9 protein-coding genes are annotated in these 14475 nt (G+C 48.2%); 6 read left to right on the top strand and 3 right to left on the bottom strand.

Annotated features, from left to right (window positions below; all coding sequences use genetic code 11):
• The 6 genes from AC1RR2_RS16805 to AC1RR2_RS16830 form a co-directional block, all read left to right on the top strand.
• On the top strand, window positions 1-318 hold a 318-nt coding region (locus AC1RR2_RS16805), incomplete at its 5' end, for a hypothetical protein (protein ID WP_493223426.1).
• 147 nt (window positions 319-465) lie between these two features.
• The gene (kdgD, locus tag AC1RR2_RS16810) at window positions 466-1377 is read left to right on the top strand and encodes a 5-dehydro-4-deoxyglucarate dehydratase (protein WP_493223427.1); all 912 of its coding nucleotides are present in this window, start codon (window positions 466-468) and stop codon (window positions 1375-1377) included.
• A 113-nt stretch (window positions 1378-1490) separates the two neighbouring features.
• The gene (locus AC1RR2_RS16815) at window positions 1491-3074 is read left to right on the top strand and encodes an aldehyde dehydrogenase (NADP(+)) (RefSeq protein WP_493223428.1); all 1584 of its coding nucleotides are present in this window, start codon (window positions 1491-1493) and stop codon (window positions 3072-3074) included.
• 94 nt (window positions 3075-3168) lie between these two features.
• A complete protein-coding gene (locus tag AC1RR2_RS16820; RefSeq protein WP_493223429.1) occupies window positions 3169-4590 on the top strand; it encodes an MFS transporter in 1422 nt (473 codons plus the stop codon).
• A gap of 51 nt (window positions 4591-4641) precedes the next feature.
• Window positions 4642-5568 carry an SMP-30/gluconolactonase/LRE family protein gene (locus AC1RR2_RS16825; RefSeq protein WP_493223430.1) on the top strand — a complete coding sequence of 309 codons (927 nt, stop codon included), beginning with the start codon at window positions 4642-4644 and terminating at the stop codon, window positions 5566-5568.
• A 68-nt stretch (window positions 5569-5636) separates the two neighbouring features.
• A complete protein-coding gene (locus AC1RR2_RS16830; RefSeq protein ID WP_493223431.1) occupies window positions 5637-7304 on the top strand; it encodes a glycoside hydrolase family 43 protein in 1668 nt (555 codons plus the stop codon).
• Between the two features lie 62 nt (window positions 7305-7366).
• Here AC1RR2_RS16830 and AC1RR2_RS16835 read toward each other — a convergent pair whose 3' ends face one another.
• The 3 genes from AC1RR2_RS16835 to AC1RR2_RS16845 all read right to left on the bottom strand — a co-directional run bounded on the left by AC1RR2_RS16835 (window position 7367) and on the right by AC1RR2_RS16845 (window position 14469).
• The gene (locus AC1RR2_RS16835) at window positions 7367-11404 is read right to left on the bottom strand and encodes a response regulator (RefSeq protein WP_493223432.1); all 4038 of its coding nucleotides are present in this window, start codon (window positions 11402-11404) and stop codon (window positions 7367-7369) included.
• Window positions 11405-11497: 93 nt separating this feature from the next.
• Window positions 11498-12412 carry a diguanylate cyclase domain-containing protein gene (locus tag AC1RR2_RS16840; protein WP_493223433.1) on the bottom strand — a complete coding sequence of 305 codons (915 nt, stop codon included), beginning with the start codon at window positions 12410-12412 and terminating at the stop codon, window positions 11498-11500.
• 149 nt (window positions 12413-12561) lie between these two features.
• Window positions 12562-14469, bottom strand: coding sequence for a glycoside hydrolase family 28 protein (locus tag AC1RR2_RS16845; RefSeq protein WP_493223434.1), 1908 nt, complete (start codon window positions 14467-14469; stop codon window positions 12562-12564).
• Between the last annotated feature and the right edge of the window lie 6 nt (window positions 14470-14475).

Here is a 14475-nt window from a genome sequence, read left to right on the forward strand (position 1 = left end):
CAGTGGCAGCGTGGTCGCCTTTTTTGGGTTACCTTTTTTGGCGAAGCAAAAAAGGTAACTGGCTGTCGGGCCACCCCGACCTACAGACTCAAAAATCAACAAAACACTCCGCCATACGACAAGAAAAAGCCAACCCAAAAAAATACAAATAACGCGTGGGCACAAAACCCGTGCCCACCCTACGTCCAGGGACATCACGCGGCAATACCCCATCCCCATCCCAACCTTCCCCTCGAAGGCGAAGGGGAAGGAGCAACACCACACAGGATTCAAACAAATCTTTGCTTGCTAACTTGTTCTGACAAAAAGTTTCATTAAGATCAACGAAATCCGCCTCATCAAATAAAAAACCAAAAACCCTTTGCAAAAACCAATTTTAAGTTGTACGATGACGTATCACTTAAATCTAAGCCCATGATTTTTTCCAATTCCACCCAATTTCCTGCCTTTATTCCTGGAGACACTATGCACCCGCAAGAACTTAAACAAATCCTCTCGTCTGGACTCTTATCCTTCCCTATCACCGACTTCGATGAGAATGGTGATTTCCGTGCTGATACTTATGCTGAGCGTTTGGAATGGTTGGCGCCATATGGTGCTAGTGCTTTGTTTGCGGCGGGTGGTACCGGTGAATTCTTTTCTTTGACGCCTGGTGAATACAGCGACGTGATTCGTACTGCGGTCGATACTTGTCGTGGCAAAGTACCAATTTTGGCGGGCGTGGGTGGTCCTACCCGTACCGCAGTTGCATTAGCTCAAGATGCGCAGCGTTTGGGCGCTCAGGGTTTGTTGTTGTTGCCGCATTATCTGACTGAGGCCAGCCAAGATGGCTTGATCGAGCATGTTGCTGAAGTCTGCAAATCCGTCAATATTGGCGTGGTAGTGTACAACCGAGCTAACTGCCGTTTGACACCAGATTCTTTGGAAAAGTTGGCAGCGCGTTGCCCGAATTTGATCGGTTTTAAAGATGGTATCGGTGACATCGAATTGATGGTGTCAATCTGGCGTCGCATGGGCGACCGTTTTAGCTATCTCGGCGGTCTGCCAACAGCAGAGATTTTTGCTGGTGCGTATAAAGCGATAGGCACACCAGTGTATTCTTCTGCGGTATTTAATTTCGTGCCAAAATTAGCGATGGATTTTTATCACGCAACAGCGGCTGATGACTTCGCGACGACCAATCGTCTGATCGATGAATTCTTCCTGCCGTACTTAGAGATTCGCAATCGCAAAGCAGGTTACTCTGTGAGTATCGTGAAAGCCGGTGCACGCTTGGTCGGTCATAGCGGTGGTCCGGTACGCGCTCCTTTAACTGACTTGACGGCGGAAGAAGATGAGATGCTGTTGAAATTAATTCGTGCACAAGGCGCGCAATAAGCAACTGAGGACTGTGTCGTCACGCTTAGGCACAAAGTAAAAAACACAGAAAACGGGCTCGCCCGTTTTCGCCACATTTTAAACAAGCTCATAGGTTTTATCAGGAGTAATCAATGCAAATCACAGGAAGCATGATCATCGGTCAGCAAACAGTTTTTGGTAGTGCTGGTTCGGTCAAAGCGATTAATCCCGCCACCAATAACGAATTCGAACCCGCATTTGGTCTCGCTACCAATGCGGACATTGAACGAGCCTGTCAGTTAGCTAGCGCAGCCTTTGACATTTTTAGGGAAACCAGCCCAGAACAACGTGCTTCGTTTTTGGAAAAAATTGCGGACAATATTTTGGAATTAGGTAGTAGCCTGATCGAACGCGCCACCTTAGAAACTGGCCTGCCAGTAGCACGTCTGGAAGGTGAACGCGGTCGTACTATGAACCAATTGCGCTTGTTTGCAAAAGTGGTACGTGATGGTCGTTATTTGTCTGCGACGCTAGATTCTGCTTTGCCAGAACGCGCGCCGCCACGCCCTGATTTGCGCTTGCGCAAAATTGGTTTGGGCCCGGTTGCCGTCTTTGGCGCCAGCAATTTTCCTTTAGCGTTTTCTGTGGCGGGTGGTGATACCGCATCAGCCTTGGCAGCGGGTTGCCCGGTAGTGGTCAAAGCGCATAGTGCTCATCTCGGCACGTCAGAATTAGTGGCGACGGCGATTCAAAAAGCGGTACGTGACGCAGGTTTGCCAGAAGGCGTTTTTTCTATGGTGATAGGCGATGGTCGCCAAATTGGTCAGAGCTTGGTATCGCATCCGGCGATTAAAGCCGTTGGTTTTACAGGTTCACGCCAAGGCGGCATGGCGCTGGTTCGCACTGCGGCACAACGCCCTGAGCCTATTCCTGTTTATGCAGAGATGAGTAGTATTAATCCTGTGTTCTTGTTGCCTGGTATTTTGTCCGAGAAAGCCGCTGGCATTGCTCAGGCTTTTGTGGATTCTTTGACACTAGGTGCAGGTCAGTTCTGTACCAATCCTGGTATGGTCATCGCAGTAGACAGCCCTGCCCTGCAAAGCTTTATACAAGCGGCATCGACGGCAGTTGAAGGCAAACCTGCTGCGACCATGCTAACGCCAGGCATACATCAAGCCTACAGCAACGGCGTCAGTCGTTTGCATGAGATTGATGGCATTAAAACTTTAGCGCGGGGGCAGGAAAGCACAGGCAGTGCTTGTGCTGCACGCGCCAATCTTGTGCAATGTAGTGCGCAACAATTTTTATCAACCAGCGCTTTGCACGATGAAGTATTTGGCCCTTCTTCTTTGCTCATCGTCTGCGCTGATCAGACGGAAGTACTGGCCATTGCTGAACACTTAGAAGGTCAACTGACAGCGACAGTCCATGCCAATGCCGCAGACTATGCGGCAGCTGGCAAGTTATTGACGATATTGGAACGCAAAGCCGGACGTATTCTATTTAACGGCTTCCCTACAGGTGTGGAAGTTGCGCATGCAATGGTACATGGTGGTCCTTTCCCATCCACTTCGGATAGTCGTTCTACCTCGGTGGGTGCTTCAGCCATTGATCGTTTCTTGCGTCCGGTTTGCTATCAGGAAGTGCCCGCTGAGCTATTACCTATCAGTCTGCAAACCAGCAATCCTTTAGGCATCCCACGTGTGATCGATGGGGAACTGAAACTGCCTGGATAAATAAAGACTAGCGCTGACACGATCTTGTCAGCGCTATTTTTTTGCTTCGCACGACTCATAGCAAGCTCACAAAAAATAAAACCGGAGACAAGAAATGTCATCATCAGCGAAAGCACAAGTTACCAATGTAGAAGTGCCCTTACACGCCAATGCGCAAGGGATAGGAAAATACCGATGGACGATTTGTGCCCTATTGTTCTTTGCTACCACCATCAATTACTTAGATAGGCAAGTACTGAGCTTACTCGCCCCCGATCTGAGTAAAGAATTCGGTTGGACCAATAGCGATTACGCCAATATTACGGCGGCATTCCAATTTGTCTATGCGATTTCCATGCTGTTTGCCGGGCGCTTTATCGACAAAATTGGTACGAAAAAAGCTTTCGTACTGGCGATTACTATTTGGTCTATCGGTGCCATGATGCATGCGTTTGCCGTTGCATTTGGCAGCGCTATAAATACTATATTTACGACGCTGGGATTGGCTGCAGTGCCCGTTTCTATCGCTGGCTTTATGATCTCTCGCGCCGTGCTAGCCTTAGGCGAAGCTGGTAATTTTCCAGCTGCGATCAAAGCGACTGCAGAATATTTCCCTAAGAAAGAACGCTCTTTCGCTACTGGCATTTTTAACTCGGGTGCCAACATCGGTGCCGTACTAGCACCTATCACCGTGCCTATGATTGCATCGGCCTGGGGTTGGCAAGCCACCTTTATTATTATCGGCGCCATAGGCTTTTTGTGGCTGGGTGCGTGGCTGGTTTTTTATGACAAACCTGAACAACAAAAACGTTTGACTGCGGAAGAGTTAGCCTACATCAATCACGATCAGGTACGCGATGGCGTGATCGAAAACACCAATGACGAAGGCAAAAAATTCTCTTGGTTTCAATTGCTCGCTTATCGTCAAACTTGGGCTTTTGCCTTTGGTAAGTTTATGACGGATGGTGTGTGGTGGTTCTTCTTGTTTTGGTTGCCCAAATATCTGGCGGCACAATACGGAATGAAAACCACCGATTTTGTTTTTCCATTGGCGGTTTTGTATAGCATGACCATGGTCGGTAGTATCGGTGGCGGCTGGTTACCGACTTATTTTATCAATCGTGGTGACGCACCGTATGATGGTCGTATGAAAGCCATGTTGATGATTGCGGTGGTGCCGCTGGTGGTATTGTTAGCACAGCCTTTAGGCTACCTGAGTTTTTGGGTACCTGTTATTTTGATCGGTATCGGCGCCTCAGCACATCAAGCATGGTCTGCCAATATTTTTACGACGGTATCGGATATGTTTCCGAAAAAAGCGGTGGCTTCTGTCGTAGGTATCGGCGGTATGGCAGGCGGTCTCGGTGGTGTTTTGATTACGAAACTGGGTGGCTGGTTGTTTGACTACTATGGTGCGCAAGCTCAATTGCAAACGGGTTACACCATTATGTTCGCCATTTGCGCCCTCGCTTATTTGGTCGCTTGGGCTGTCATGAAAACCTTGGTACCGAAATACAAAGTCATTAGTGACTTATAAAATCACGACCAGTATGTTTATCAACGAAGTGCAGCCCAGCCCAGAAAATTCATGTTAAACACTGTAGATACTGTCGATGTAGCGCGTGTCGGTAATTCATCCATCAATATCCGTTGTGGCGTTGGCGAGAGCCCAGTCTGGCTCGCCAGCCACCAGGCCTGGTTTTGGGTTGATATCATCGCCAAAACCATTTGGCGTGCCGATGAAGCTGGAAACCATGTGCAAAGTTGGCAGACGGCGGAGATGATAGGCTGCATCACGCCTAAGCAAAATGCTGGACAGCGACTTGAATTTATCGCGGGCATGGAGAGCGGCATCTTTGATATTGTGCTGGAAGCACCAGCTAAAGTAAGCGCCACACGTCTGGCAGCGCCAGCGGAGTTGAAACCAGGTATGCGTTTTAACGATGGGCGCTGCGATCGTCAGGGCCGTTTTTGGAGCGGCACCATGCTGATCGATATGAGCGAAGCACGTGCTGCTGGCCACCTGTTCCGCTATTCCAAGGAGCAAGGCATTTCGGCGCCGGTGGTATCAAACTTATTGGTACAAAATGGGCTCGCATGGTCACCCGATGGACGCACCATGTATTTATCAGACTCTCACCCCAACAGCCAATTGATATGGGCGTTTGACTACGACACCGAGACTGGCACGCCACACAATCAACGCCTGTTTGTCGATATGAAAAACTATCCCGGTCGCCCTGATGGTGCGGCAATTGATGTGGATGGTTGCTACTGGATTTGCGGCAACGATGCGGGACGAATTTTACGTTTCACACCTGAAGGCAAGCTTGATCGGCACATTGCAGTACCGATGACAAAACCGACTATGTGCTGCTTCGGCGGTACCAATATGGATACCTTAATGGTGGCGTCAATCGCGGCTGGCCAGGCTGACGATGACGTTTGGGCGGGTGCGACGGTACTACTACGTCCGGGAGTGCAAGGATTTGCAGAGACTCCTTTTGGCGCTTAGTGGCTGAGCTCTCGCAGTTGCAGTCAGCACTAATTTGATTCCAAATTTTATAAAAAGGATATCCCAAAATGATGATGGATAAAGCACTCGCTTGCCTGTTAGTTTCTTTATTGCTGCCCGCCCTCAGCGTATCCGCACAAACCGCTAGCAAAACCACAAGCGCTGCTAAGCCAAGCAATCAGGGAACCGTCTGGGAACCTGATCTTGGAAATGGTCGCTATCGTAATCCCGTCATCCATGCCGATTATTCTGATCCCGATGTCATCCGGGTTGGAGATCAGTACTACATGACGGCCTCCAGTTTTAACAGCGCACCTGGCCTGCCCCTATTGCAGTCATCCGATATGATTCACTGGTCGCTTGTCGGCCATGCGCTCCCGAATCTGGTTCCAGCAGAAATGTTCAGCACACCACAACACGGCAAAGGTGTATGGGCGCCGAGTCTGCGTTTCCATGATGGCCAATTTTGGATTTTTTATCCTGATCCGGATGTTGGCATCTATGTCATGACCGCCAAAGATTTTACCGGCCCGTGGAGCACGCCGCACTTGCTGATCGCAGGAAAAGGCTTGATCGATCCTACCCCTTTGTGGGACGACGATGGCAAAGCCTGGTTGCTGCATGCCTGGGCAAAAAGTCGGGCCGGCTTTAATAATCAATTAAATTTGAAAAGCATGACTAAGGACGCGCGCCAAATCATAGATGACAAGGGCGTGGTCATTGATGGCAACAAATTAGCGGGCTACACCACTTTAGAGGGGCCCAAATTCTATAAACGCAATGGCTGGTATTACGTTTTCGCGCCAGCTGGCGGGGTGGAGCATGGTTGGCAAACTGTATTCCGCGCCAAAAATATTCTTGGCCCCTATGAAGAAAAAATTGTTTTGGCACAAGGTAGTAGCAACACCAACGGACCGCATCAAGGCGCCTGGGTGACGGCACAAGATGGTAGCGACTGGTTCTACCATTTTCAAGATAAACGCGCTTATGGCCGCATCGTGCATTTGCAAGCTATGGTTTGGGAAAATGACTGGCCTGTCATGGGTGTAAAGAATAGCAAAACAGGCATAGGTGAACCGGTCGCTGAATGGCAAAAACCTTTGGGCAAAGCGATTAGCAGCAAAGTATCCCTAGCGACTCCTGCAGAGTCAGATAACTTTTCGCGATCTGAACTTGGATTGCAATGGCAATGGAATGCTAATTGGAAAGCGGAATGGTATTCACTATCAGCACACAAAAATCATTTACGTTTATATCCGCAAACACTGATTGAGAAGCATACCCTGATCGATTATCCAGCGATCATTTTGCAAAAAATACCCGCACCAGAGTTGAGCGTCAGTGTCAAATTGAGTTTAAACACGAACACAGACGGAGATCGAGCTGGTTTGATTTTGTATGGCCTGAACTATGCTTGGGTAGGTTTGCAGCAGCATCAAGGCAAATATGAATTGCTTTACCTGACCTGCACAGGCGCAGGCAAATGTCATGAAAAAATCTTCAATCAAATACCTATAAGCACCTCAGAATTACATCTCAAATTCAGTATGCGAGCTGGTGGTATCACGCAGTTTTATTACAGAGAAAATGCTAAAGACTTCTCAGAAATAGGCGCGCCTTTCGTGGCAACACAAGGGCGCTGGGTGGGCGCCAAAATTGGTCTTTTCAGCACCACACCCGCTACTACAAATCATCAAAATAACTATGCCGATTTTTCAAATTTCATGATCGAATAGTCAGATGCATCACCATTTTAGATCTCGGCTTGAGGATCGCGATTGATGTGAATAGCCCAGATCTAAGAGTCCAAGCTCTCCAAAATCAATTCAGCGTGCTTGAAGTCCAAATTATTAATATGCTGCTCTAAGCGCTTGATGTTTTCGGCTGACATGTGCTGGCTCAGGTATTCCTTTAAGGCGACAAACACATCCCCAGCGGCAATGTTGTTTTGGCGCAGATCTTGCCTTAGTTGTTGCAGCAATGTTTGTGCTTCTTGATCAGACACTGCAGCGGCAAATTGCAAGGTATCGCCGATCTGTTTTTGCTCCAGCCAAATGTGAGCCGCATTGATGGTTTTTTGTAATTCTTGTTCTACGCTTGCCAGCAAGCTCGCGACATTTTTTCCATCGCCATCGCGAATTTCATTTTCTGCTTTCAAACTTAAAACCGCAAACGCTTTAGCGCCCAGCGTACCTATAGATCCGCGCATGGTATGCAATAGTCTGGCTGCATCCTCTAATCTGTGCTCTTCTACCGCGGTCCTGACCTGCAACATCTGTGAACTCGCCCTTTCGATTACTGCGCTGATAGACGATAAGATTTTCTGCAAACTCTTGGGATCCGCTGCGGCCAACATTTCTAAAGAGCGGGGGTTAAAAATCTCAGATTCAGAGCTGGCGGGGGCTGCTGCCGAGGCGCCTTGTTTAATCGAACTGGCTGTCTCTTTGGCTGCACATAATCCTGGTGGCAGATATTTGATAATCGCTGCAAACATTTGCTCCACATCGATGGGTTTGGCGATGAAATCATTCATACCTGACTGCAGGCAGCGATCACGTTCCGAATACATCACCCCCGCCGTCATCGCGATAATCGGTATCTGCAAATGCAGCTCATTACGTATCATGCGCGTGGCACTAATCCCGTCCATGATAGGCATCTGCACATCCATTAAGACTGCATGATATTTGTCTGCATGGACACGTAAATGTTCCACCGCTAAATAGCCATTTTCCATCACTTCAACCGTCGCACCACCTTGTTCCAAAAAGCCTTTGGCGACGATTTGATTGAAAGGATTATCTTCCACCAAGAGTAAATGCGCGCCTTGAATTTGATTCGCGCGCGTCAAAACTGCTTTGCTATAACGGGGCATCATTTCCACCCCAGAGCACAACATAATCGCTTCGTGTACCGTATCAAACACACTAGAGCCCGTGATCGGCTTCATCAAAATCGCATCAGCATATTCTGATGCCTGCTCTTGCAGCATACGGTCGCGGCTAAACGCGCTCACCATAATGACCAGAGGCGTTTTGCCTTTGGGAAGCATGTCGCGTAACATTTTTATCGTGACCAAGCCATCCATCATAGGCATCTGCCAGTCAACAATAATGGCATCAAAATGCTGCCCCTTAGCCAGCTTTGCACTGACGATATCGAGCGCCTGTTGACCATTGCTGGCCGATTCCGCTTCCCAATTCCAAGAGCTGACGGTTCGACAAATATAGTTATTACTTGTGGAATTATCGTCAACCACCAAGAGATGCAGAGGTTTTCTATTCTCTGGTATCGGTTCTAACACTTCGCCGGTTAAAGCCGTCAAAGGAACCACAATTTGAAATTCGCTACCCTGTCCCAAATGACTATGCACAGCTATCTGGCCGCCCATCAGATTCAATATACTTTTTGAAATCGACAAACCCAATCCAGTTCCACCATATTGTCTGGTCGTGGTTGCATCGGCCTGCGAAAAAGGCTGAAATAGCCTTTGCAACTGTGCCTCATCCATGCCTATACCGGTATCGCGTACGCTAAACCTGAGCTTAACCGCCTTGGCATTCGCCACCTCGCCAGACACCCCTTCAGGCGCGCCTTCCAGCATATGAATAGATCCATCAGGCGATCCATCAGGCGCCCCGTCAGCCATCTCGTCGGGCGCGATATCGACAAATAGTGAAACCTCACCTTGTTTGGTAAATTTCAAGGCATTCCCGGTCAGATTTGTCAGAATTTGTTGCAGGCGTAATTGATCACCAAGCAAGCGCTTAGGGACGCCCACATCCACACCTATCGCTACTTCTATATCCTTATCAGCGACCGACACCGCCATCATACTGGCCAGTGCGCCCAAGATATCATCCAACAGAAACTCGTTGTTAGACAACTCAAGGCGGTTCGCCTCTATCTTAGAAAAATCTAAGACATCGTTCAAAATCCCCATCAAAGACTGACCAGAGATTTTGATCATTTCCAGATACTTGCGTTGTTCAGAACTTAAGCTGGTTGCGGCCAGCAATTGCGACATACCGAGCACGGCATTCATAGGCGTTCTGATTTCATGGCTCATGTTCGCGACAAAATCACTCTTGGCCTTACTCATTTGCTCGGCACTTTCTTTCGCTGTGATCAAGAGACGCTGCAATTCTTTTTCGTCCGAAATATCGTGCGCAATGCCGAGATAACCGGTGATATTTTTTTGCGTATCAAGGATGGCGGTCACGACCAGACGTACTGGGATTTTTTTCCCTGACTTGTGTACATAAGTCCATTCACGTGTCTCGTAAATACCTTGCTTCGCTTTCGCCACGAAAACTTCAAAACCTGCGATCTCCCGTTTCAACTCTGCGCTCAACTCTTTGCCACGTAACTCCACCTCTTCTCGCACATGCAGTCGCGCAGGCGATTCTTTACCCAGAAATTCCGTGCCTGAATATCCGAGCATTTTTTCTGCGCCTTTGCTAAACAGGCTGATGATGCCGTTCAAGTCTGTGGCAATAATCGAAAACTCCGTCGCCGAATCTATCACCGATTGCAATTTGGCCTGCGCTACAAGTTCAGCCCGTTGCGCCGACTTTATATCGGTGATGTCACTAACGATGGCATATACGCCATCAATCACACCATCACGATAACTAGGCACATACGATGCCAGGCTCTCTCTAACCACACCGTGGGAATCGATAATGCTGCGTTCAAACATTTGAGACTCACCGCGCAGGGCCGCGCTCATGTAGGGCAAATTTTGCTCATATAAAGTATCTCCGACTATGTCTTTGATATGCTTACCAAGAATTTCTTCTGGCTGCCATCCGAAATAGTCGAGATACACACGATTGGCAAAACGATTCCTCAAATTCGTATCCCAGCACCCTATCAGGGCTGGTACATTGTCAACGATAGTCTGAATTTCCTTGTGTTTACGTTGCAACTCCTGTTCAATTTCGCGCTTTTGTTGGTCCTGAATACGAAATAAATTCATACTCGCCGCCAGAATAAGTACCGGTACGAAAGTCACCAAGATAGGAAGATAGTTCAGAAAACCCAATCCACTTTCCGCCTTGAGAGGCGGTTCGAACGCACCGATATGCATCATCATACCGATCACCAGTGACTGCAAAAAAACGACCATAGTCACCGTTTTGAAATCGCTATCAACCGCAGCGAATATCAAGGGAATCACCAGATAAATAAAAGGAAACGGTAAATAGTGCAAGGAAATATAACTGACCGCACACACTACAAACGCATAGAAAAAAGGCGAACGTTTCGCAATGAACTGAAAATTACTCGTTTCTTTGCTGCGCTTAAGCACCAATAAAAAAGGCAGTAAAGAAAGTGTGCCCACCGAAGAACTGACGAACCACATGGGCAATACCTGCAAGAATTGGGCGAAGCCAAAAAAGCCCAGGATACTCGCTCCCATCAACGCGCCCAAGCTACTCGGAAGCAGGCAAACGCTGAGCACAAAACGCAGCATTTTTTTGGGTGATTGATCAAATACTTTAGCAATGTTTTGCTGTGTAGCAAACCAAGTTGCCACCAACATTTCTATCGCATTCGGCAATACGAAGGCGATGGACAGCCACCATGAACTGCCAGACATCCAATTCGCACCAAAATTGGCTATAGCAAGCGCGGCGGCCAATGACCACCTGCTCTTCTTGTCGAACTGCACGAGAAACATGATACCGATCGCATTCGGATACCAAAAATGGGCGACCGTTCCAGCACCTCTAGAAAAATAAATCGAGATCAGTGCCAGAACAAAATACGCCAGTCCTATCAACAAAATTTGCGTATAAAAGAAGTTATTCTTGGGAATGCTATGCGCCATCTTCGCCTTCTGAATAATCACAACATGATCTACGATACAAGATTGTTACATCACTGCTGAACCACGAATTAGAGCTACTGCGGGCAATTCATTTTACACAAGGAATTGATACTGATTTCTGCCATTCCGCTTTGCCTGATACAGTGCGCGATCCGCTTGCTCCAACAAAGCTTCCGGAGAAAAATCATTCCTTGGTACGACCAGGGAAAGGCCCACGCTGATCGTCAGATAGTGCGAGCAGGCTGAAGCCGCATGAGGAATCTGCAGCGCGAATACTTTGTCGCATAGCATCTGACCATATTGCCGCAAGATAGGCTCATCAACTTGCGGCAAAAGCACCACAAACTCTTCTCCCCCATATCGAGCCACCAGCTCGCCGGGGCGCTTGGTCGCTAATTCTAAGGTTTGGGCGACGGCACTAAGCGCCGCATCACCGCCAATATGACCATAGGTGTCGTTGTAATTTTTGAAGTAGTCAATATCGACCAGAGCGATGCCTAAGGGAAGTTGGTGTCTTTGCAGGCGTCGATATTCTGATTCTATAGCGCTGTTGAAATAGCCACGGTTATAGAGCCCCGTCATTGCATCATGCCGTGCCAGGGATTCCAGGGCTGCAGAATTTTGTTTCAAGCGCAGATGCGTACGAACCCGGGCTTGCACCACAGGCGGATTGAGCGGCTTCGCCAGGAAATCGACCGCGCCTGCATCGAGACAGGCTATTTCAACTTCCATGCCGACATTGGCAGTCACAAAGATAATTGCGCCGCCACTAGTGGCTTCATCGCTCTTTAAGCGACGACACACTTCATAGCCATCCATCGGTGTCATGGCAACATCGAGCAAGATCAAATCAGGTTTTTGCTCGCGCGCTATTTCCAAGCCACGCTCACCGCTGCTCGCAAATAAAATACGCCCAAAATCCTTCAATATCTGACTCAACATGCGAATCAAATTGATATCGTCATCGATAATGAGTATGCAACTTTCTTTAGGAGAATAGGCTGACATTGCGCTGAATCTTGGAATTTTTAATTTCTAGATTTCAACAATACCCCAATGGCAATTTTTGTCCAAATTTTTTTTTGCCAACGTAGCTTAAATGACAATCTCTGATCTTAGCATACAGTCGAACTAGCCTTAGCTCGCCTTTTTTACCACTAAGACCGCGCGTCCAATACTTGATTCAACACTTCGCCATTAATCTTCACATTCTTCAAGCGCAAACCCTGCACGTTGTGTAAATACACAGGCTGCTCGCGATTGACAGTGGTGCCGAAATCACAGTTTTCTATCGTCACACTGCTTACTGGCAAAATTTTAGGTGCAGGCAAACTACCGTTGTAGTCAGACGCCACCGGCCCCAAAATCACAATCGCCTGATAACAGGAATGCTGTCCCGTCTTCGATTTGACATTGCCGACTTTCACATTGGATATATGTACATTACTCACCTCCGGAGGGCGAGTCCGTACATTGTCCGCTACCGGGGCGTAATCACAATCGAAAGTCACTACGGCGCCTGCCGCCGTCGCCACGGTGCGCGAAGCGATCGGCGAGCCAGGCAAAGTGGCATAGAATGAGGGGCTAGTCTGCACGCCATTCGGTATCGAGATATTCCGCACATAAAAATGGCGTAAAAAGCCGCCACGGTTCATATTGGTTTTCAACCGTATCGCGGTATTAAGCGGATTCGTCGCCCAATTGATATTCTCAAACAAGAGATTTTGCGCATAGACGTTTTGTATACCACCCGCCATCTCACTGCCCAGAGTCACTGCGCCATGACCACTCTGCATGGTGCAATTTTGAATCACGATGTTTTGTGAAGGACCGTATTGGGTATCACGGTTTTTGCCCGCTTTAATGGCGATACAATCGTCACCGGAATCAAAGGTACAGGACTCGACCAACACGTAATTACAAGCTTCCGGATCAAAGCCATCGCTATTCGGGCCATGGCTCTTCACCAGCACTTTATTAATCATCAAATCGCGGCAATTCACCGGATGATGGACCCAAAATGGTGAGTCCTTCACTTGATAGCCTTGCAGTAAAACCTTGTCGCAGCCTATGAGTTGTATCATAGGCGGGCGTAAGTAATGGCCTTTACCAAAGACTCGCTTCGGTAAGGGCACGTTCGCTTCTGATAAGGCGGGTAAGTAAGCGGCATCAGCACGCCAACGATCTGCTTCGCCTTGTATCAACGCGACATCGTCGTTCGCGATCGCCGTAATGTCTTGTAAGGTTTGCGCGTTGAGCGGATTGACCGTATTTTCTGACATTTTTCCAGCTTTGAAATTAGGCGTTGTGCCCTGACCGATAGAGTTGATCGTGCGTTGTTTCCCTTTCCAGGTCCACCAGCAGTCACCGGCCTCATTAAAAGGTATGCCACCCTGGCCGTTTAAGATACTGGTACTGTCCTCGCCCGTTAAGGCGATATTAGTTTGGCCGAAGGCATACACCAAAGGTGAATAATTCAAACAGTCATTACTCTGCCAGCGCGAGATGACCAAACGACCGTTGGCAGCACAGTCAACAGCACCATATTTAGCGTAATCATCGGGTTGATTGCTAAAGAAAATGTGGGCGCCCGCCTGTAAATGTACATGCACATTCGATAGCAATACGATAGGACCGGCACAATACCAATCGCCCTTTGGAATCACTACACGGCCACCACCCGCTTGATGACAAGCCACGATCGCCGCAGCTATCGCCGGATAGTTATCGAAGGAAGCTAGTTTAGGACTAGGCAAGGATGTCTGCTCTTCAAATGAGACCCAGCCCGGTACCGAACTTAATTCACAAGTCTTGGCTCCGAATTGCGTAATCATAAAATCTTCTTCGCGAAACTTTAAAGGCTGTGCAAATCGATCAATGATGGTTTGCGCAGCTGTCCAGGGATCGGTTGCTGCCAAAGTCTCAGCACCAGCGGTTTGCATTCCCAAGCTCGTGCTCGTGCTAGTGACAGCACCCAAAGTCGCCAGTGAAGACAAGCGTAAAAAGCGACGACGCTGTGGATTAGGATTCATCATCGTATCGTGCCAATTTTTTGTACCTGACATGGAATT

The organism is Undibacterium sp. GW821-FHT11H02, from assembly GCF_058808015.1.